At 72.8% G+C, this 20,026-nt stretch carries 18 protein-coding genes; 7 read left to right on the top strand and 11 right to left on the bottom strand.

Annotated elements, in window-relative coordinates; all coding sequences use genetic code 11:
* Window positions 1–2: 2 nt before the first annotated feature.
* Window positions 3–692: a CDP-alcohol phosphatidyltransferase family protein gene (locus Aru02nite_RS00690; RefSeq protein ID WP_203654021.1), complete on the bottom strand. Its 690-nt coding sequence runs from the start codon at window positions 690–692 to the stop codon at window positions 3–5.
* A gap of 31 nt (window positions 693–723) precedes the next feature.
* Window positions 724–1,647 (bottom strand): methylenetetrahydrofolate reductase [NAD(P)H], encoded by a 924-nt coding sequence (metF, locus tag Aru02nite_RS00685; RefSeq protein WP_203654020.1) that lies wholly within the window; start codon window positions 1,645–1,647, stop codon window positions 724–726.
* A 246-nt stretch (window positions 1,648–1,893) separates the two neighbouring features.
* Between metF and Aru02nite_RS00680 the strand changes: the two genes are divergently transcribed.
* The gene (locus tag Aru02nite_RS00680) at window positions 1,894–2,970 is read left to right on the top strand and encodes a polyprenyl synthetase family protein (protein ID WP_239076251.1); all 1,077 of its coding nucleotides are present in this window, start codon (window positions 1,894–1,896) and stop codon (window positions 2,968–2,970) included.
* 15 nt (window positions 2,971–2,985) lie between these two features.
* Here the strand turns inward: Aru02nite_RS00680 and Aru02nite_RS00675 are convergent, their stop codons facing one another.
* A complete protein-coding gene (locus tag Aru02nite_RS00675) occupies window positions 2,986–3,393 on the bottom strand; it encodes a winged helix-turn-helix transcriptional regulator (RefSeq protein WP_239076249.1) in 408 nt (135 codons plus the stop codon).
* A 262-nt stretch (window positions 3,394–3,655) separates the two neighbouring features.
* Here Aru02nite_RS00675 and Aru02nite_RS00670 point away from each other — a divergent pair, with 262 nt between their 5' ends.
* Entirely contained in the window at window positions 3,656–4,306 is a 651-nt protein-coding gene (locus tag Aru02nite_RS00670) for an NAD(P)-dependent oxidoreductase (protein ID WP_203654019.1), read from the top strand.
* Window positions 4,307–4,318: 12 nt separating this feature from the next.
* Here the strand turns inward: Aru02nite_RS00670 and miaB are convergent, their stop codons facing one another.
* Entirely contained in the window at window positions 4,319–5,716 is a 1,398-nt protein-coding gene (miaB, locus tag Aru02nite_RS00665; RefSeq protein ID WP_239076330.1) for a tRNA (N6-isopentenyl adenosine(37)-C2)-methylthiotransferase MiaB, read from the bottom strand.
* Window positions 5,717–6,095: 379 nt separating this feature from the next.
* On the opposite strand from miaB, the gene Aru02nite_RS00660 reads away from it, so the two are divergent.
* The 4 genes from Aru02nite_RS00660 (at window position 6,096) to Aru02nite_RS00645 (ending at window position 9,674) form a co-directional block, all read left to right on the top strand.
* A complete protein-coding gene (locus Aru02nite_RS00660) occupies window positions 6,096–6,869 on the top strand; it encodes an amino acid ABC transporter ATP-binding protein (protein WP_373324833.1) in 774 nt (257 codons plus the stop codon).
* A gap of 95 nt (window positions 6,870–6,964) precedes the next feature.
* A complete protein-coding gene (locus Aru02nite_RS00655; protein WP_203654017.1) occupies window positions 6,965–7,882 on the top strand; it encodes a glutamate ABC transporter substrate-binding protein in 918 nt (305 codons plus the stop codon).
* Between the two features lie 143 nt (window positions 7,883–8,025).
* Window positions 8,026–8,739 (top strand): amino acid ABC transporter permease, encoded by a 714-nt coding sequence (locus Aru02nite_RS00650; protein WP_203654016.1) that lies wholly within the window; start codon window positions 8,026–8,028, stop codon window positions 8,737–8,739.
* Complete coding sequence (locus Aru02nite_RS00645; protein ID WP_203654015.1) at window positions 8,736–9,674, top strand: amino acid ABC transporter permease; 939 nt, start codon at window positions 8,736–8,738, stop codon at window positions 9,672–9,674. The genes Aru02nite_RS00650 and Aru02nite_RS00645 overlap by 4 nt, the downstream gene beginning before the upstream one ends.
* 67 nt (window positions 9,675–9,741) lie before the next feature.
* Here Aru02nite_RS00645 and Aru02nite_RS00640 read toward each other — a convergent pair whose 3' ends face one another.
* The 7 genes from Aru02nite_RS00640 to Aru02nite_RS00610 form a co-directional block, all read right to left on the bottom strand.
* Window positions 9,742–11,889, bottom strand: a complete 2,148-nt coding sequence (locus Aru02nite_RS00640) for a glycosyltransferase (RefSeq protein ID WP_203654014.1) — start codon at window positions 11,887–11,889, stop codon at window positions 9,742–9,744.
* Window positions 11,890–12,552 carry a DUF998 domain-containing protein gene (locus Aru02nite_RS00635; RefSeq protein ID WP_203654013.1) on the bottom strand — a complete coding sequence of 221 codons (663 nt, stop codon included), beginning with the start codon at window positions 12,550–12,552 and terminating at the stop codon, window positions 11,890–11,892.
* Window positions 12,553–12,982: 430 nt separating this feature from the next.
* Entirely contained in the window at window positions 12,983–14,746 is a 1,764-nt protein-coding gene (rny, locus tag Aru02nite_RS00630) for a ribonuclease Y (RefSeq protein WP_203654012.1), read from the bottom strand.
* Window positions 14,747–15,164: 418 nt separating this feature from the next.
* The gene (locus Aru02nite_RS00625; protein ID WP_203654011.1) at window positions 15,165–15,836 is read right to left on the bottom strand and encodes a regulatory protein RecX; all 672 of its coding nucleotides are present in this window, start codon (window positions 15,834–15,836) and stop codon (window positions 15,165–15,167) included.
* A 4-nt stretch (window positions 15,837–15,840) separates the two neighbouring features.
* The gene (recA, locus tag Aru02nite_RS00620; RefSeq protein WP_203654010.1) at window positions 15,841–16,899 is read right to left on the bottom strand and encodes a recombinase RecA; all 1,059 of its coding nucleotides are present in this window, start codon (window positions 16,897–16,899) and stop codon (window positions 15,841–15,843) included.
* Window positions 16,900–17,069: 170 nt separating this feature from the next.
* Window positions 17,070–17,270 carry a DUF3046 domain-containing protein gene (locus tag Aru02nite_RS00615; RefSeq protein ID WP_203654009.1) on the bottom strand — a complete coding sequence of 67 codons (201 nt, stop codon included), beginning with the start codon at window positions 17,268–17,270 and terminating at the stop codon, window positions 17,070–17,072.
* Between the two features lie 61 nt (window positions 17,271–17,331).
* Entirely contained in the window at window positions 17,332–18,666 is a 1,335-nt protein-coding gene (locus Aru02nite_RS00610) for an aminotransferase class I/II-fold pyridoxal phosphate-dependent enzyme (protein WP_203654008.1), read from the bottom strand.
* Window positions 18,667–18,715: 49 nt separating this feature from the next.
* Here Aru02nite_RS00610 and Aru02nite_RS00605 point away from each other — a divergent pair, with 49 nt between their 5' ends.
* Complete coding sequence (locus Aru02nite_RS00605) at window positions 18,716–19,999, top strand: bifunctional pyridoxamine 5'-phosphate oxidase family protein/GNAT family N-acetyltransferase (RefSeq protein WP_203654007.1); 1,284 nt, start codon at window positions 18,716–18,718, stop codon at window positions 19,997–19,999.
* The last annotated feature ends 27 nt before the right edge of the window (window positions 20,000–20,026 follow it).

The raw sequence follows: 20,026 nt of genomic DNA, 5'->3' as shown, positions 1-20,026 counted from the left end.
GGCTACCGCAGGTCGCGGTGGATCGCGGCGAACAGCTGGACGAAGCCGGTCAGCCCGAGCAGCAGCCAGATCGACACGGCGAGGGTGCCGGCGCCGGCCGCGAACGTCGGCGACAGCAGCCCGCACACCCCGGCCAGGGCCAGGCCGAACGCACAGATCAGCACCCGGACGGGACGCTCGGCCACGCTCACCACGGCCAGCCCGGACAGCCCCGCCGCGACTGCCCGCGCCCGCAGGTACTCGTGCAGGTACGCCAGGCAGGCGGTCAGCGCGACCAGCCAGCCCGGCACGCCCACCAGCCAGAACGCCACCAGCCACGCGGCTTCACCGAGCCGGTCGACGACCGCGTCGTACACGTAGCCGAAGCGGGTGACGCGGCGGGAGACGACGGCGACCGCGCCGTCGAGGCTGTCGAACAGGCCGGCGAGCACCACCAGGACGCCGGCGGTCACCGGCCACAGTCCGCCCTGCGCCGCCACCGCCGGTACGAACAGGCAGGTCACCAGGCCGATCGCGGTGACCGTGCCGGGCGAGACGTGCACCCGGGTCAACCCGCGGGCCAGCTGGTAGACGAGTTTCAGCCAGACCCGGACCGGCACCGCCGCCGTGTCCGGGTCGAAGCCGCCGTGCAGTGCCTTCCACCGGGTCGCGTACGCACCCCAGTCGCTCTGGATCCCCCCGCTCGCCACCATGGCGGTGACTACCCCCCGGCCATGGCGGTGACTACCCGCCGACCGGCGTGGGCAGGGTGAGGTTGCGCCAGACCTCCCGCGTCGCGGTGGAGCGGTTGAACGTGATGAAGTGGATGCCGGGCACCCCGCCGTCGAGCAGCGTCTGGCACAGCTCGCTGGCCTGCTCGATGCCGAGCCGCCGCACCGCCTCCGGGTCGTCGGCCACCCGCTCGAACTGGGCGGCCAGCGCCGGCGGGAACGGCGCCCCGGACAGCTGCTCCGACCGCTCCAGCGTGCTCATCTTGGTGACCGGCATGATGCCCGCGACGATCGGTACGTCGCAGCCGAGCGCGGCCACCCGGTCGCGGAGCCGGAAGTAGTCGTCGGCGTCGAAGAACATCTGCGTGATCGCGAAGTCGGCACCGGCCCGGCACTTGCGCACGAAGTGGCGGGTGTCGCTGTCCACATCGGACGACCGCGGATGCTTGTACGGGAAGGCGGCCACACCGACGGAGAAGTCGCCGGACTCGCGGATCAGCCGCACCAGGTCCGCCGCGTACGACACGCCCTCGGGGTGCTTGACCCACTCACCCATCGGGTTGCCGGGCGGGTCGCCGCGCACCGCGAGCAGGTTACGGATGCCCGCCGCGGCCATCCGGCCGACCAGGTTGCGCAGCTCCGCGTTCGAGTGGTTGACGGCGGTCAGGTGCGCCATCGCGGTCAGCGTCGTCTCCGTCGCGATCCGCTCCACCACGTCGACGGTCCGGTCGCGGGTGCCGCCACCCGCCCCGTACGTCACGGAGACGAACGACGGGTGTAAGACCTCCAACTCCCGGATCGCCTGCCACAGCAGGCGGTCACCCTGCTCGGTCTTGGGCGGGAAGAACTCGAACGAGAACGTCGGCGCCGAGTCGCGCACCAACTGCCCGATGGACGGGTCGCCACCGGGCATCACCGAAGGGGTACCGAGAGCCACCCGGACACTGTACCGGCCACACCTTCAGGTTCGCTCGTGTTGGCACGCCCGGGATGTCGGGTACGGCGGCGGCAGGACGTTTCGGCGGCTTTCGCGCGGTCGGTACCCCGGCGCGACGGTGATACCGGCGACAACGGACGCCGGGCGGGACGCCGCGACAGCCGGTGGGGCGACTACTTTCGAAGGCAGGACGGCCCCCGCCGGAGGTGGCCGAATCGACCAGGGAGACCAGCGCAGGTGCCGACCGTGCCCGCCACCGTACCCACCGACCAGGCCGCGTTGCGGACGGTGGTGGAGGCAGCCCTCGACCGGTTCCTCGCCCGGCAGCGGGACCGGCTGGCCGACATCGACGCCGACCTGGCGCCCGTCGCCGCGGCCCTGCGCGACTTCGTCCTGAACGGTGGGAAGCGGCTGCGCCCCGCCTTCGCGTACTGGGGGCACCGGGGTGCCGGCGGCGCGCACTCGGACCAGCTCGTCGGCGCGGTCGCGTCGCTGGAGCTGCTGCAGGCGTGCGCGCTGATCCACGACGACGTGATGGACGCGTCCGACACCCGCCGCGGCGAGCCGGCCGTGCACCGCCGGTTCGCCGGGCTGCACGCGGCCCGCGACTGGACCGGCGACCCGGACGCCTTCGGTACCGGGGCGGCGATCCTGCTCGGCGACCTGTGCCTCGGCTGGTCCGCCGAGATGTACGACGCGTCCGGGCTGCCGCCCGCGGTGCTCGCCGCCGCGCGCCGCGAGTACGACCTGATGCGGACCGAGGTGATGGCCGGGCAGTACCTGGATCTGCTGGCGCAGGCCGACGTGCGGCACTCGTCCCGGGAACGCGCCGGCAAGGTCGCCCGGTACAAGAGCGCGAAGTACACGGTGGAGCGGCCGTTGCTGCTGGGCGGCCGGCTGGCCGGGGCGACGCCGGACGTTCTCGCCGCCTACTCGGCGTACGGGCTGCCGCTGGGCGAGGCGTTCCAGCTGCGCGACGACGTGCTCGGGGTGTTCGGCGACCCGTCGTCGACGGGCAAGCCGGCCGGCGACGACCTGCGCGAGGGCAAGCGGACCTACCTGGTGGCCGCGGCGTACGAGACGGCGACGCCGACCGGGCGCGCGTTGCTCGACGCGCGGCTCGGCGACCGGGCGCTGACCGCCGCGGGCGTGGCCGAACTGCGGTCGCTGATCATCGACACCGGCGCGCTGTCGGACACCGAGTCGCGGATCGCCACGCTGACGGCCGCCGCGTTGGACGCGCTGACCGGCGCCGCGATCGAACCGGCGGCGGCCGAGGTCCTGACCCGGCTCGCCGCCGCCGCCACGAACCGCGCCTTCTGACGACCGCGGGCGTCGTCAGGCCGGCCCGCGGCCGGGGCCGGGCGAGGCAGCTGCCGGGCTCCGTCGACCGGACACGCCGGCCTCGCGGGCGTCGAGCAGCTCCTCCCAGTGCTCGGCCGCCCACGCGCACGCGGCGTCCAGCGGCCCCAGCAGGCTCCGCCCCAACGGCGTCAGCTCGTACTCGACGGTCCGGTCCGGGTGCGCGGTGCGCCGGACGAACCCGTCGCGTTCCAGTCCACGCAGCGAAGCGGTCAGGACTTTCGCGGTCACGCCGCGCAGCGGTACGCGCAGCTCGGAGAACCGGCGCGGGCCGCCCTCCAGGCAGCGGACGACCATGCCGGCCCACTTGTCACCGAACCGGATCGGGGTCAGGTCGGACGGGCACACCTCGTCGAACATGTCGACCGGAAGCGGAGTACGCACCCGGTCGAGTCTAGGGCGTGTCTGTACAGGTTCGGTCGAGCGAGCCGGAGTCCGTTCGTTGTCTCGCAAGGCGGAGGTGCGAGTGCATACCGGTGTCGTATGCGCTCGTGCCGACAACGCGGCGAGGCGGCGAAGGGGCCCGGCGCAGCCGGCCAGCAACCTGTGCAGACACGCCCTGGCCGGTATCCGACCGGAAACCACCTGCCCGGCTACGGTTCCGCCGCGACGCACGGTGACCGGCACCGGCCGCGGAAGGGGAGCGATGAACGGGATCGGGCAGGACGGGATCGTCGTGTACGGAGCGGGCGGCCGCGCCGGGCGCGCGGTGGTGGCGGAGGCGCGGCGGCGCGGGCGGCCCGTCACCGCGGTGGTACGGGTGCCGGACCGGCACGCCGACCTGGCCGCCGCGGGCGTACGGCTGGTCGCCGGGGACGTCGGCGACGCGGACGCGGTCGCCACGACGGCGGCCGGACACGCCGCGGCCGTCAGCGCCGTGTACGACGGCGGCGCCGACCAGTCGACGTTCTTCGCCGCGGCGGCCCACGCGCTGGTCGAGGGCCTGACGGCGGCGGGCGTACCGAGGCTCGTCGGGGTCGGACTCGCCGCCGTACTGCCGGATCCGGCCGGCGTGCCGCTGATGGACACGGCCGGCTACCCGCGGGAGTACCGGGAGTTCTTCCTGGGGCACGCGGCCGGGACCGACGCGCTGCACGCCGCCGGGCCGGCGCTGGACTGGGTGGTGCTCAGCCCGTCCGGCGACTTCGACCACGACGGAGTACGCATCGGCCGCTACCGGGTGGCGCCGGGCGACGCCACCGCGCGCATCTCGTACGCCGACTTCGCGGTCGCCGTACTGGACGAGGTGGAGACGCCGGCGCACCACCGCACGCACGTGGGCGTCACGGGGGTGTGACCGCCGGTCGGCTCAGCGGGCGGCCGGCGCGCCGACGCCCGGCATGCCCAGCAGGACGCCCGGGGTGGTCGGGGTACGCCCGGCCGCCCAGGCGTCACCCGCCGCGGTACGCCGGTGCGCGCGGACCGGGCCGTCGGCGACGAGGTGGTGCGGCGCCCCGTACGTCACCTCGGTGGTGACGATGTCGCCGGGCCGGATGCCGTCGGCGCCGGTGAAGTGCACCAGCCGGCCGTCCCGGGCGCGGCCGGACAGCCGGCCGGTGGCGTCGTCCTTGCGGCCCTCACCGAGCGCGACCAGCACCTCGACCTCGCGGCCCTCGATCGCGCGGTTCTCCTGCCAGGAGATCTCGTCCTGCAACGCGACCAGCCGCTCGTACCGCTCCTGCACGACCGCCTTCGGCACCTGGCCGTCCATCGTCGCGGCGGGAGTGCCGGGCCGGATCGAGTACTGGAAGGTGAAGGCGGAGGCGAAGCGCGCCTCGCGGACGACGTCGAGGGTGGCGGCGAAGTCGTCCTCGGTCTCGCCGGGGAAGCCGACGATGATGTCGGTGGTGATCGCCGCGTCCGGCATCGACTCGCGCACCCGGCGCAGGATGTCCAGGTAGCGCCCCGACCGGTACGAGCGGCGCATCGCCTTGAGCACCGCGTCCGACCCGGACTGCAGCGGCATGTGCAACTGATGGCAGACATTGGGTGTCTCGGCCATCGCGGCGATCACGTCGTCGGTGAAGTCGCGCGGGTGCGGGCTGGTGAAGCGCACCCGCTCCAGCCCGTCGATCTCGCCGCACGCCCGCAGCAGCTTCCCGAACGCCTGCCGGTCACCGAACTCCACCCCGTACGAGTTGACGTTCTGCCCGAGCAGCGTCACCTCCAGCACGCCCTCCGCGACCAGCGCGCGGACCTCGGCGAGGATGTCGCCGGGCCGGCGGTCGGTCTCCTTGCCGCGCAGCGACGGCACGATGCAGAAGGTGCAGGTGTTGTTGCAGCCGACCGAGATCGACACCCATCCCGCGTACGCCGACTCGCGCTTGGCCGGCAGCGTGGAGGGGAAGACCTCCAACGACTCCAGGATCTCCACCTCGGCCTGCTGGTTGTGCCGGGCCCGCTCCAGCAGCGTCGGCAGCGACCCGACGTTGTGCGTGCCGAAGACGACGTCGACCCAGGGGGCCCGCTTGACGATCTCGCCGCGGTCCTTCTGCGCCAGGCAGCCGCCGACGGCGATCTGCATGCCCGGGTGCGCGTCCTTGGTGGGGCGCAGGTGGCCGAGGTTGCCGTACAGCCGGTTGTCGGCGTTCTCCCGGACCGCGCAGGTGTTGAACACGACCAGGTCGGGCGACTGCTCGTCGTCGGCCCGGACGTAACCGGCCGATTCGAGCAGCCCGGCGATCCGCTCGGAGTCGTGCACGTTCATCTGGCAGCCGTACGTCCGGACCTGGTACGTGCGGCCAGCGGAGGCTGGGGTACTCACGGGTGCGCTCATGTCAACTCACCAGGGTAGCCGCCACGGTGCGTACGCTCCGCACCGCCCGCCGGGCGACCCGCTCCCCCATCGTCCCCCGCCGGAACGTCACCCGCGTACCGCGGACGTACCGGAAGTCCGGGCGCCTGGTGGCTTTTGCACGATTGGCCGCGACACGTTCCGAGGCCGTTACCGCCCCGTGACTGCGGTCACCGCCCGCGATCATGACAGCTACCGTTACAGTGGCCGCCACGGTGCGCAACGGGCGTCGCCGATCCCCCAGGCTTCCAGCAGGAGCGAGGACGAAGCAGTGGCAACCGAGACCGAGCCCATGGCGTCGGAGCCGACGAACCCGGCCGCGGCGACGGGCGACCCCCTGGTCGTGTTGGAGAACGTCAACAAGCACTTCGGCCCGCTGCACGTGCTCCAGGACATCAACCTCTCCGTCCGGACCGGCGAGGTCGTCGTGGTGATCGGCCCGTCCGGCTCGGGCAAGTCCACCCTCTGCCGCACCATCAACCGGCTGGAGCCGATCGACTCGGGCACCATCACCGTGTCCGGCGAGGTGCTGCCCGAGGAGGGCAAGGGGCTGGCCCGGCTGCGCAGCGAGGTCGGCATGGTCTTCCAGTCGTTCAACCTGTTCGCGCACAAGACGATCCTGGAAAACGTCATGCTCGGGCCGATCAAGGTCCGCAAGGAGAAGTCGGCCGTGGTCCGGGAACGGGCGATGGCCCTGCTGACCCGGGTCGGCGTCGCCAACCAGGCCGACAAGTACCCGGCGCAGCTGTCCGGTGGGCAGCAGCAACGTGTCGCGATCGCCCGGGCGCTCGCGATGCAGCCGAAGGTGATGCTCTTCGACGAGCCGACCAGCGCGCTCGACCCGGAGATGATCAACGAGGTACTGGACGTCATGACCTCGCTGGCCGGCGACGGCATGACGATGATCGTGGTGACGCACGAGATGGGCTTCGCCCGCCGTGCCGCCAACCGGGTGGTGTTCATGGCCGACGGCCAGATCGTCGAGCAGAACACGCCCGAGGAGTTCTTCACCAACCCGCAGTCCGAGCGGGCGCAGGACTTCCTCTCCAAGATCCTCACGCACTGATCCGACCCCCCGGCACCGGCCCGACCGTGCCGTCGTACATCCGCGCGCCCCGAGCTGTCGGCCCGGGGCGGCACGTCATCACGAAAGAGGCACTGATGAAGCTCAAGCGACTCCTCGCGGTCGCCGCCATCGGCGCGCTCGCCCTGGGCGGGTCCGCCGCCTGCGGCAAGAGCAAGCTGGACGAGAAGGCCAAGGACGACGCGAAGAACGCCGGCGCGTACACCATCGTCAAGAACCCGAAGTTCGCCGCGGGCTCGACGATGGAGAAGCTGTACAAGGCCAAGCACATCAAGATCGGCGTCAAGTTCGACCAGCCGGGCATCGGGTACAAGAACCCGACCAGCGGCAAGATCGAGGGCTTCGACGTCGAGGTCGGCAAGTACGTGGCCGGTCAGCTCGGGCTCGACTACAACAACCAGAAGCAGGTCGAGTTCGTCGAGACCGTGTCGAAGAACCGGGAGACGTTCCTGGAGAACGGCACCGTCGACCTGGTCATCGCGTCGTACTCGATCACGCCGGAGCGCAAGCAGCTCGTCGGCTTCGCCGGGCCGTACTACGAGACCGGTCAGGACCTGCTGATCCGCAAGGCGGACAAGGACAAGATCAAGAGCCCGCAGGACCTGGCCGGCAAGAAGGTCTGTTCGGTCACCGGCTCGACCCCGCTGGCCAACATCGAGAAGAACTACCCGAAGGCCAAGCCGGTCGCGCTCGCGCAGTACTCCGACTGCGTGACCCAGCTGCAGAACTCCACGGTCGACGTGCTCACCACCGACGGCGCGATCCTGCTGGGCTACGCCGCCTCCGACCCGGAGCACCTGATGGTGGTCGGCAAGCCGTTCTCCACCGAGAAGTACGGCATCGGCATGGCCAAGGACCGCAACGACCTGCGCGGCTTCGTCAACGACAAGCTGGACGCCGCGTTCAAGGACGGGCACTGGAAGAAGGCGTACGACCTGACCCTCGGCAAGTCCGGGTCGGACGCGCCGAACCCGCCCACCCTGGACCGCTACTAAGAACCGGCCGGGTGCCGGCCTGACCCCGTCGGGCCGGCACCCGCGTCCCATCCGGCGGCGTGTGCCGCCGCTGTCCCCATCCGGGTCCCCGGCCGGCGCGGAACGCAGCACCGATCCGCGGTCCGGCGTCATGTGGAGGAGACGTGGCTCTCGCCGAATCCGGCAACCTCGCGGTTGGCGGCGTGCAGTACCTGTGGCAGGAACACAACGCGTTCCTCGACGGCCTGCTCGGTACCGTCAAGCTGTCGCTGATCGCGGGCATCCTGTCGACCATTCTCGGGCTGATCGTGGCCGCGATGCGGGTGTCCCCGATCCCCGCGCTGCGGATCGCCGGCACAGCCTGGTCGGGGTTCTTCCGCAACACCCCGCTCACCCTGGTCTTTCTCGGTACCTCCGTGGTCCTGCCGATCGTCGGCATCCGGTTCGCCTGGGCCGACGCGATCGGGCTCGACACGTTCTTCATCTTCGCGGTCATCGCGCTGTCGACGTACACGTCGTGCTTCGTCGCCGACGCGATCCGGTCCGGCTTCAACTCCGTACCGGTGGGGCAGGCGGAGGCGGCGCGGGCGGTCGGCATGACGTTCGGCCAGACCCTGCGGCTCGTCGTACTGCCGCAGGCGCTGCGTACCGTGCTGCCGCCGCTGGCCAGCATGTACATCGCGATGATCAAGAACTCGGCGATCGCGGAGTTCTTCAACGTGGGTGAGCTGACCAAGTTCTTCGACGACTCGGTCCGCGACCACCCCGAGCACCTGTACGCCGAGTTCATCGCGGTGGCGCTCGGGTACATCGTGCTGACGCTGCTGGTGTCCGCGGCGTTCAACCTGGCCGAGCGGAAACTGGCGGTGACCCGATGACGAGCGTGCTGTACGACAACCCGGGGCCGAAGACGCGCCGGCGGATCCGCTTCTGGACCGCGGTCAGCGTCGTCGCCCTCGCCGCGATCGTCGGGTTCGCGATCTGGCAGGTGGCCCGCAAGGGTCAGATCTCCGCCGACATGTGGACCCCGTTCGCGGACTCCGGCCTGTGGAACCAGCTGTTCAGCGCGCTGTTCTCGACGATCAAGGCGGCGCTGCTGTCGATCGTGCTCGCGCTGGTGCTCGGTGCGGTGCTCGCCGCGGGGCGGCTGTCCAACCGCGGTTGGCTGCGCTGGCCGGCGTTCGTGGTCATCGAGTTCTTCCGGGCCGTACCGCTGCTGCTGCTGATCCTGTTCGGCCTGTTCACCTGGGGCCAGCCGCTGGCGTTCATCGGCGAGGCGATCGGCGCGAGCCCGCCCGACGCGTTCGCCGCGCTGGTCGTCGGCCTGACCCTGTACAACGGGTCGGTGCTCGCCGAGGTGTTCCGTGCCGGCATCAACGCGGTGCCGCGCGGCCAGTCCGAGGCGGCGTACGCGCTGGGCATGCGCAAGACCGCGGTGATGCGGATGATCCTTGCGCCGCAGGCGATCCGGATGATGCTGCCGGCGATCGTCGCGCAGTGCGTGGTCGCGCTGAAGGACTCGGCGCTCGGCTTCATCGTCGGGTACCAGGAGCTGTTGAGCTTCGGCAAGCGCATCTACCAGGGTGCCGCCGAGATCTGGCAGCTGTCCCAGCCGCCGGTGGTCACCACCCTGGTCGTCATCGGCGCGATCTACATCGCCATCAACCTGGTGCTGTCCTGGTTCGCCGGCTGGTTGGAGCGGCGGATGTCCCGGTCCACCAAGCTCGCCGGCAAGCCGCTGACCGCGGCGCAGACCGGGGACGAGGTCGCCGCGGCCGATGCCGTGCCGGCCGGTGTCGAGCCGCCGAACTGACGAGACCCGCCACCACGACGGCCCGACGGAGTGCGCTCCGTCGGGCCGTTCGTCGTTCACGGGGTTCTCAGGCCGCCGCGGCCAGGACCGGCTCGGCGCCCGCCACCGGCACACCCAGTACCTCGCCGTAGATCTCCTCGTACCGGCGGAGCGTGGTCGTGACGCCGTGCTCGGCGATCCGCCGCCGACCCGCCTCGCCCATGCGTACGCGCAGGTCGGGGTCGGTGAGCAGGGCGGCGAGGCGGTCGGCGAGGCCGGGCACGTCGCCCGGGGTGTACAGCCAGCCGTTCTCGCCGTGGTGGACCAGGTGCGGCAGCGCCATCGCGTCGGCGGCGACGACGGGGCGGCCGGCGGCCATCGCCTCCATCGTCACCAGGCTCTGGAGTTCGGCGACGCCGGGGATGCAGAACACGTCGCACCCCTCGTACGCGGCGGGCAGGTCCTCGTCCGGTACGAAGCCGCGGAACGTGATCCGCTCGGTGACCCCGACGGACGCGGCCAGCCGCTCCCACTCGGCGCGTCGGGAGCCGGTGCCGATCAGTTCGATCCGGAACGGCAGCGACGGCGGCAGCATCGACGCCGCGCGGATCAGTTCGTCGACCCGCTTCTCCGCGTCCAGCCGACCCACGAACAGCACCGTCGGTACGTGCGCGTCCGGTGCGCGCCGCGCGCCGAAGCGCTCCAGGTCGATCCCGCACGACACCGCCTCACCGTGCTCGATTCCGTTGGCCTGCAACAGATCCACCGCACGCTGGGTCGGCGCGGTGACCGCCTTCGCCCGGCCGAACACGCGGGCCGCGTCGCGCCAGGCGGCGTCCCGCGCGGCGCGGTGCAGCGGCCCGGGGAGCCGGACGTACCCGAAGAGGTTCTCGGGCATGAAGTGGTTGGTGGCCACCAGCGGGATGTCGTGCGCGACGGCCGCCTTGGACAGCGCCCGGCCGACGAGGAAGTGCGACTGGATGTGCACCAGGTCCGGCGCCAGCTCGGTGAGCAGGTCGTCGGCGGCGCGCGCGGCCTGCCACGGCGTGCAGAACCGGAACGTCGGGTGGAACGGCGTGCGCCGGGCACGTACCCGGTGCACCGTGACACCGTCCATCATGGACACTCCGGGCGCGCCGTCCGGGGACGGGGCGAGCACGTGCACGTCGTGGCCCCGGGCCGCCAGCCCCGTCGCCAGCCGGTACGAGAAGCGTGCCGCGCCGTTGACGTCCGGCGGGAACGTGTCCGCGCCCACCACGATCCGCAGCCGACCGTCGCCGAGCCTGTCCGAAACCTTCACCGTGTTCTCCTCCGTCGAGGCGACCCCCGCGGCCGCCGGATGCGTCAGTACGTCGTGCTCGTCGTGCGTCCGACCGCGGCCCGGCCCACCCCGCCGGGTCGTCGCGTCCGGATGGAACCTGGCCAGCAGCGCCACCCCGGCCGCCGCGACACCGGCGAGACCGAGCTGGCCGGCGGCCACCGGCAGCGGCGTCGTCGCGCCCTCGCCCAGCAGCAGCGCGCCCACCGCGACCGCGAAGAACGGATCGGCCATCGTCAAGCAGGCGACCACCACCGTCGGCGGGCCGCTGGCGTACGCGAGCTGGATGGCGGTGCCGCCGACCGCCAACGCCACCCCGATGCCGAGTACGGTCGCGAGCGGCACCGCGCCGAGCCCGCCCGTCGTCAGCCGCTGCACCACGACCCGCGTCGACACCGACACGAAGCCGTACGCCACGCCGCCGGCCGTGGCCAGCAGCAGGCACCGCGGCCGGCCACGCCACAGCAGCGCCGCGGCCCCGAGTACGGCGACGGCCGCCGCCGCCAACACCGCCGTACGGCCCTGCGCCGCGTCCGAGATCAGCGTCGACCGCGCGTCGCCCGCCGCCACCGCCACGAACCCGCCGACCGACAGCGTCGTCGCCGCGATCGCCAGTACGGTGCGGCGCCCCAGACCCGACCGGTGCGACCGGGCCTGCAACACCGCCACCAGCACCACCGCCAGCACCCCGACCGGCTGTACGACGGTCAGCGGGGCCAGCCCCAGCGCGGCGGCATGCAGCCCCGCGCCCGTACCGATCAGGGCCAGTCCCGCCAACCAGCGCCGCTGCCGGAGCAGCCGGGCCACCGGCCGCGCCCCGCGGTCCAACGCGGTCCGTACCGCGCCGTGCTGCAGCTGCGCGGCCAGCGCGTACGCCACCGCGCCGAGTACCGCCAGGCCGATCGCCAGCGCCGTCACTCAGACCACCTCCCGTGTCGGTGTGCGCCAGACCGGAACCGGGCGCGTCAGCCGCACCGCGACCAGGACCACCAGCGCCAGTTCCGGCAGCAGGACCAGCCGCTCGGCCAGCCCCTGCACGTCCACCAGCGCCGTACCGCCGGGCAGCGGAACCCCGAACAGCGGCAGGTACGTCACCAGGAACAGCGCGAACAGACCACCCGCGACCACCGCCAGCCGGCGTACCCGGGTGGCGAGCGGACGCCAGCCGTACCGGTCGGCGAACCGGCGCGCGAGCAACCAGCCCGCCACCGGCATCGACCCGAACAGCAGCCCACCCGCCGCCTTGTGCACCAGCCCGGTGGCCGTCGGCGCCGCGCCCGCCGGATCCGCCCGGAAGAACGCGATCAGCGCCGCACCGAGCGCCGCCGTCAGGAGCAACCAGCCGGTACCGCGGCACGACACGCCCGTGGCCGCCAACCCGCGCCGCAACACCATCAGCCCGCCCGCCAGCGCCAGTACCGCGACCGGCAGCAGGACCGCGCCGACGTGCGTGAACACGTAGTCGCTGATCATGCCGCTGACCGGGCTGATGCCGGTGGTCAGATGCAGGTAGCCGATGACGGCCACCGCGACGGCCAGCAGCGACAGCGACACCACCGCCGCTCCCCTGACCGACCGCACGCCGACCTCCGATGTCCCGACAGGGGCGGTCCCGCCGCCCACTTCACGGTCACATCGCGACGGCTCGTACACACTGCCGTGCGCCCCCGGATCCGAGGTGGTGCTGTCCCCACCGCGGGCCTGGCGCCGGCCGCTCCGTGGCTCTCGGTGATCAACTGGCATAACGCTGAGCCTGCCGGCCCGGCGGATGCCGCACATCGGGGACGCGGCCCCGGTTCGCCCCCGTACCGGTCCCCGGGCGGGGCTCGGGGTTACCCCCTAGCCGCGCCGCCGGTCACGACCCCGTACTCGCCGGCCGGGTCGTCGACGCGATCGTGCACCGTCCACCCGGACGGCCGGTCACGACCGTCGCCCCTCGCCCGACCCGCCCCGGACACGACGAACGGATCCGTTGCGGCACAACGGATCCGCTCGTACCCCTCGGCTGTCGTCAGCGGGCGATCTCGGTGGCGCGCGACTCCCGCACCACCGTCACCCGGATCTGCCCCGGGTACGTCAGCTCCTCCTCGATCTGCTTGGCCACGTCCCGGGCCAGCACCGCGGAGCCGATCTCGTCCACCTCCTCCGGGCGCACCATCACCCGGATCTCCCTACCCGCCTGCATGGCGAACACCTTGTCCACGCCCGCCTTGCCGCCGGCGATCTCCTCGATCCGCTCCAGCCGCTTGACGTACGCCTCCAGGCTCTCCCGCCGGGCACCCGGCCGCCCGCCCGAACACGCGTCCGCGGCCTGCGTCAGCACCGCCTCGATGGTCTGCGGGGCGACCTCGTTGTGGTGCGCCTCGATCGCGTGCACCACCCCCTCGTCCTCCCCGTACTTCCGGGCCAGGTCGGCGCCGATCAGCGCGTGGCTGCCCTCCACCTCGTGCGTCAGGGCCTTGCCCACGTCGTGCAGGAACGCGCAGCGCTTGATGAGCACCGGGTCGAGCCGCAGCTCGGCCGCCATGATGCCGGCGATGTGCGCCGTCTCCACCAGATGCTTCAGTACGTTCTGCCCGTAGCTGGTTCGGTAGCGCAGCCGGCCCAGGTGCGTCACGAGTTCCGGATGGATCTCGGTGATGCCGACCTCGACCAGCGCGTCCTCCGCCGCCCGGATGCACAGCCGCTGCACCTCCTGGCGCGCCGACTCGTGTACCTCCTCGATCCGGTGCGGGTGGATCCGGCCGTCCAGGACCAGCTTCTCCAACGTCAGCCGGCCGATCTCCCGCCGTACCGGATCGAAGCAGGAGAGCAGGACCGCCTCGGGCGTGTCGTCGATGATGAGGTTGACCCCGGTCACCGACTCGAACGCCCGGATGTTGCGGCCCTCGCGGCCGATGATGCGGCCCTTCATCTCGTCCGACGGCAGGTGCAGCACGCTGACCACGCTCTCCGCGGTCTGCTCGCTCGCCACCCGCTGGATCGCGTCCACCACCAGGGACCGGGCCCGCTGCTCCGCGGTCGACCGCGCGTCCGACTCGATGTCGCGGACCAGGATCGCCGCCTCGCGCTTCGCCTGCGTCTCGATCGACTCCACCAGCTCGGCCTTCGCCGCCTCGGCGGTCAGGCCGGCCACCCGCTCCAGCTCCCGCTGCCGGGCCTCGGCGACCTCCGCCACCGCCGACGCCCGCTCGGCCAGTTCAGCCTCGGCGGCCACCAACCGGCGGTCCCGGTCGGCGAGCCGCTCCGCCTCCTCCGACAGCCGCTGCTCACGCTCGTCCGTACGCTGCTCGCGGCGCTCCAGGTCGGTGATGCGGTCCTTCGCCGACGCGAGGATCTGCGCCTGCTCCTGCTCCCCGGTACGCCGAGCCGCGGCAACGGTCTGCTCGGCCTCCTGCTCCGACCGCCGTCGGGCCCGGTCCAGCAGATCGTCGGCCTCCTTGCGCGCCGCGCCGAGCACCCGCTCCGCCTCCGTACGCGCCGCCGTCACCTCGGCGCGCGCCGCCGCCACATCCGCCTGTACGGCCACGGTCTGTGACCGGATGCGCTCCAGTTCCTCGGCCGCGTCGTCCGCCGCCTTGCGCACCGACGCCAGCGCCGCCTCGTGCCGCTTGCGCTCCGCGGCGACCGCCGGGTCCTCCTCCGGCAGGGTCGCCGGCGTGGTCCGGACCGACGTCTGCATGCGGCGCACCAGGACGACGGCGACCACGACCGCGACAACCGCAACGACGACGAGGACCAGCGCGATCAGCACCAGCAACTCGTTCGCGGTCATGACCGCCTCCTCCCTTCGGCGCCGTGGCACAGCACGGCGTGCGGAAAGGAGAGTCCGGCCATGAGCACGCGGCCAGTGGCGCCCCGCAGCGCCGTGCTGGACGGAGGGTAGCCAACACTCGCGCGCTACCCGCGGTTGCTCCTGCTCTTTCCGGACGTATGACGTTGTGTCGCTGCTCTATGGCGCGGGCCCGTTGCCCGCATGGTTCGGACTGCTCCTTTGGTACGGCTGAGGCTAAGTCCCCGTACCGGCCCGGTCAAGGATCCACGATTCGCGCCTCACGGCACGTACCGCCCGGACCGTGCGGCGCGGTCACGCCCGGCGCACGACCCGCCGGTCGGGCCCCTCGACTCCGGGCCGGACCGGAACCGCTGGTCGATGGGGCGGCGCGTCACCCGATCGGGGCGCTCCGCCAGCCTCAGCCCGGACCGCCGGACCCCGACTCCTCGGTACTGTCCGTGAGCGCGTCGACGTCGAGTCCGTCGGCGAACTCGGCGGCGTCGGCACGCTCGGCCAACAGGTCCCGCACCGTACGCATGGCCAGCCCCGGCGCGTATCCCTTGCGGGCGAGCATGCCGACCACGCGCCGGAACGCCACGTCCGGCGGCACCGACGACATCGACCGGAGCCGACGCTCCGCCAGGCTGCGCGCCGTGGCGGCTTCGGTGTCGCCGTCCAGCTCGGTCAGCGCGTCGCCGATCGTCTCGCCGTCCACGCCGCGCTGCCGCAGCTCACGGGCCAGCGCGCCGCGAGCCAGGCCGCGCCCGGTGTGCCGGGACGTCACCCAGGCCCGCGCGAACGCCTCGTCGTCGATCATGCCGACCTCGCCGTACCGCTCCAGTACGGCGGTCGCGTCCTCATCGGCGATTCCCTTGCGGGCCAGCGCCCGCGCCAGCTCCAGCCGGGTACGCGGGCGCACGGCCAGCAACCGCAGGCAGATGTCGCGTGCCTGCTGACGGGGGTCGGGCGGTGGGCCGCCCCGGCCGCCCTCCCCCGCCTGCCGACCGGACCCGTCGGCCCGGTCGCCGGAACGGTCGGCCCGAGACGAACCCGACCGGTACGCCCGGCGGCCCTGCTGCCGCTCCGTCATCGGCTCAGAAGTCCACCGGCTCGGCCGCCGCGTCGACGGGGGCCTCGGCATCCAGGGCCGGACCGATGCTCATCTTCTCCTTGATCCGCTTCTCCACCTCGTTGGCCACGTCCGGGTTGTCCCGCATGAACTGCCGGGCGTTCTCCTTGCCCTGGCCGAGCTGGTCACCCTCGTACGTGTACCAGGCGCCGGACTTGCGGATGATCCCCTGCTCGACGCCGACGTCGATCAGCGAGCCCTCGCGGCTGATGCCCTTGCCGTACATGATGTCGAACTCGGCCTGCTTGAACGGCGAGGCGACCTTGTTCTTGACGACCTTGACGCGGGTACGGTTACCGACCACGTCGCCGGCGTCCTTCAGCGACTCGATGCGGCGCACGTCGAGGCGGACCGACGCGTAGAACTTCAGCGCCTTACCGCCGGTCGTGGTCTCCGGCGAGCCGAACATGACGCCGATCTTCTCGCGCAGCTGGTTGATGAAGATCGCGGTGGTGCCGGCGTTGTTGAGCGCGCTGGTCACCTTGCGCAGCGCCTGGCTCATCAGCCGGGCCTGCAGACCGACGTGGCTGTCTCCCATCTCGCCCTCGATCTCGGCGCGCGGCACCAGGGCGGCCACCGAGTCGATCACGACGATGTCGATCGCGCCGGAGCGGATCAGCATGTCCATGATCTCCAGCGCCTGCTCACCGGTGTCCGGCTGGGACACCAGCAGGGCGTCGGTGTCGACCCCGATGGCCTTCGCGTACTCCGGGTCGAGGGCGTGCTCGGCGTCGATGAACGCCGCGATGCCGCCGGCCGCCTGCGCGTTGGCCACCGCGTGCAGCGCGACGGTGGTCTTACCCGAGGACTCCGGGCCGTAGATCTCGATGATCCGGCCGCGCGGGTAGCCCCCGATGCCGAGCGCCACGTCGAGCGCGATGGACCCGGTCTGGATCGCGGAGATCGGCTGGGCGGCGCGGTCACCGAGCCGCATCACCGAGCCCTTGCCGAACTGCTTGTCGATCTGGGCGAGCGCCATATCCAGCGCCTTCGCCCGGTCGGGGCTTGCTCCCCCTGCTGCCATGCCTGCCACCCCTACTGCTGCCTTGGCGTTCGATCGCTTGGTCACGGCTGACACGCTATGCGCCGGGTCCGACAGAAACGACCCGACGCCCCGCGCCTGTGGACGACGACCTGTCGCTGTGGACAGTACCCGAACGTCTGTTCGAACGTGGTAGACACGCGCGGGATGATTCAGCGCAGCCGCGAAGGCACCCGATCGGAGTACGCCCGGCAGACCGCGCGCCAGACCGTCACGGTGTCCTCGCCGCCGGCGAGCGCCTCGTCGACGGTCCGCCCGGACAGCTCCGGCAGCGTCTGGTCGGCGGCGACGCTCGCGGCGTACGCCGGGCCGAAGACCTGCTCCATCCGGCTCCAGAAATCGGTCCGCCGCACCGGGTCCTCCCGTCCTCGCAACGCGTCGCCATCGACGGTATCCCGTCGCCGCGGCGGTCCGTCAGGCGCCGTACCGCGCCGGGCGGTGGGTGAGCGCGGCCGCGACCGCGTCGGCCAGCGGTACCAGGTCCGTGTCGTCCAGCCCGCTCACCGTCAGCCGGATCGCCGGCCCACTGACCAGCCGGTACGCCGCGCCCGGTGCCGCGACCCAGCCGGCGTCGCGGAGCCGGGTCAGCGCGGCGGTCTCGTCCGTGACCGGGATCCACACGTTGATGCCGCTCCGCCCGTACCCGGTGACGCCGCGGTCGGCGAGCGCGGCGACCAGGCCGTCCCGGCGTGCCGCGTACTGCTCGCGGGCGTGCCGGATGCCGCGCGCGACGTCGGGGTCGGACCACAGTTCGCAGACGAGCCGTTGCAGCACGGTGGAGACCCAGCCGGCGCCGAGCCGCTGCCGGCCGACGATCCGGTCGACGGTCGCCTCGTCCCCGGCGACCACCGCGAGCCGCAGGTCCGGACCGTACGGCTTGGAGACGGAGCGGACGAACACCCACGCGGCCGTACCGCCGACCACGGGGGTGAGCGGTTGCTCGGACAGCTCGGCGGCGTGGTCGTCCTCGATCACGAGTACGTCGGGGCGGTCGGCCAGGACGGCGCGCAGGGCGGCGGCCCGGTCGGCGGAGACGGCGGCGCCGGTCGGGTTCTGCGCCCGGCTGGTGACGACGACGGCGCGGGCCCCGGCGGCGAGCGCGGACCGGAGCCCGTCGACGGTCGGGCCGTCCCGGTCGAGCGGGACCGGCACCGGGGTCAGGCGCAGCGCGGCGAGCAGGTCGAGCAGGTTGGCCCAGCCGGGGTCCTCGACGGCGACCCGGTCACCGGGGCCGAGGTGGGTGGCGAGAGCGCGCTCGATGCCGTCGAGGGCGCCGCTGGTGACGGTGAGCGCGGGGGCGTCGACCCCGTCGGCGGCGAGCCGGTCGCGGGCGGCGGTGAGCAGCTCGGGCAGCGCTCCGGCGCGGTCGTACCCGGTGGTGGGGGTGTGCCAGACGGGGCTGGCGGCGAGACGCGCGAGGGGGCCGTCGAGCCGGGGCAGCAGGCGAGGGTCGGGGCCGCCCTCGGCGAGGTCGCGGGCGCCGGCAGGTACGTCGAGCCGCAGCGCCATCCGCCCCACGGTGGGCCGGGCGCGGATCCGGGTGCCGGCCCGCCCGGCGGTCTCGATCACCGCCCGGTGCCGCAGTTCCCGGTACGCCGAGGCGACGGTGGCGGCGCTGACGGACAGCTCCGCGGCGAGCGTACGGACGGGGGGCAGGGGGTCGCCGGGGCCGAGCCGACCGGCGCGCAGGTGTTCCTCGACGCCGGCGACGATCTCCGCCGCGGTCTTCCCGTGATAACGTACTGGCACAGTTGAAAGACTGTACTAGAACAAAACCCCTGCGGCAAGGACGACACCCATGAGCTACCCCGCCACCCCGGTGACCACCCCGACCCGGTACCCGGACCGGATGCGCCGCGACGCCGACACCGTGCACGCGATCCTCGACGAGGCGCTGTACTGCCACCTGTCGTTCGTGGTCGACGGCCGCCCGCGGGTCCTGCCCACGCTGCACGTCCGGATCGGCGACACGCTCTACGTGCACGGCTCCACCGGCTCCCGGCCGATGCTCGCCGGCCGACGCACTCCGCTCCGCGAAGGCCGCGGAGAAACCGGCCGCGCCGCCGGCATCCCGGTGAGCGTCGCCGTCACGCTGCTCGACGGGCTGGTGTTCGCGCGGTCCCAGTTCCACCACTCGGCGAACTACCGGTCCGTGGTCGCGCACGGCACCGCCGTACCGGTGGCGGACGAGGACACCCGGCGGCGGGTGCTCGCCGCGCTCGTGGACAAGATCGCCGCCGGTCGCGCCGCCGACAGCCGCCCGCCGACCCGGCAGGAACTCGCCGCGACCGCGGTGCTCGCGCTGCCGCTGACCGACGCCGCCGCCAAGGTACGGTCCGGCGGCGCCAACGACGACGAGGCCGACCTGGCCCTGCCGTACTGGGCGGGGGTGTTGCCGCTGCGCACCACCGCGGGCGCACCGGAACCGACCGACGAGGGCACCGTGCTCCCGGCGTACCTGCACGGCTGGCGGCGGGGCGACGCGGGCGAGCGTTCCCCGTGGTACGAGGCGGCGCCGATGGCCGGGCGGCTGGTGCGGCTGGAGCCGCTGTCCACCGCGCACGTCGACGACCTGTACGCGGCGAGCCGGGACCGCGAGGTGTGGCGGCACCTGACCGGCCCGTGGCCCGAGACGACCGCGGACATGGCGCGGGAGGTGGACACCGCGCTGCGCGCGCAGGCCGCCGGCAGCCGCGTCACGTGGGCACAGATCGACCGGGCGACCGGCCGCGCCGTCGGCATGACCTCGTACTACGACATCGCGCCGGACTCGCGCCGGGTGGAGATCGGGTACACGTGGCTGGGGCGGGCCGCGTGGCGGACGGGGATCAACACCGAGGCGAAGCTGATGCTGCTGACCCGGGCGTTCGAGGAGCTGGGCGCGATCCGCGTGAGCCTGCGTACGGACACGGCGAACGAGCGGTCGCAGCGCGCGATCGAACGGCTCGGCATGAAGCGCGACGGAGTGTTCCGCAACTACGTGATCCGGGCCGACGGGACGCCACGCGACAGGGTGGTCTATTCCATGACGGACGTCGAGTGGCCGGACGCCCGGGACCGGCTGCGCGGCCTGCTGCGCTAGCCGTACCCGGCGGGAGCGGCGACGGGT

This window comes from Actinocatenispora rupis (assembly GCF_016861975.1).
Taxonomy (GTDB): Bacteria; Actinomycetota; Actinomycetes; order Mycobacteriales; family Micromonosporaceae; genus Actinocatenispora; species Actinocatenispora rupis.
This window is presented reverse-complemented; position numbering and strand designations above follow the sequence as displayed.

Coding starts and splice junctions, on each gene's coding strand:
- Aru02nite_RS00690 (WP_203654021.1), bottom strand. CDS start 692: ATGGTGGCGAGCGGGGGGATCCAGAGCGACTGGGGTGCGTACGCGACC.
- Aru02nite_RS00670 (WP_203654019.1), top strand. CDS start 3,656: ATGAACGGGATCGGGCAGGACGGGATCGTCGTGTACGGAGCGGGCGGC.
- miaB (WP_239076330.1), bottom strand. CDS start 5,716: ATGAACGTGCACGACTCCGAGCGGATCGCCGGGCTGCTCGAATCGGCC.
- Aru02nite_RS00660 (WP_373324833.1), top strand. CDS start 6,096: ATGGCGTCGGAGCCGACGAACCCGGCCGCGGCGACGGGCGACCCCCTG.
- Aru02nite_RS00655 (WP_203654017.1), top strand. CDS start 6,965: ATGAAGCTCAAGCGACTCCTCGCGGTCGCCGCCATCGGCGCGCTCGCC.
- Aru02nite_RS00645 (WP_203654015.1), top strand. CDS start 8,736: ATGACGAGCGTGCTGTACGACAACCCGGGGCCGAAGACGCGCCGGCGG.
- rny (WP_203654012.1), bottom strand. CDS start 14,746: ATGACCGCGAACGAGTTGCTGGTGCTGATCGCGCTGGTCCTCGTCGTC.
- Aru02nite_RS00625 (WP_203654011.1), bottom strand. CDS start 15,836: ATGACGGAGCGGCAGCAGGGCCGCCGGGCGTACCGGTCGGGTTCGTCT.
- recA (WP_203654010.1), bottom strand. CDS start 16,899: ATGGCAGCAGGGGGAGCAAGCCCCGACCGGGCGAAGGCGCTGGATATG.
- Aru02nite_RS00605 (WP_203654007.1), top strand. CDS start 18,716: ATGAGCTACCCCGCCACCCCGGTGACCACCCCGACCCGGTACCCGGAC.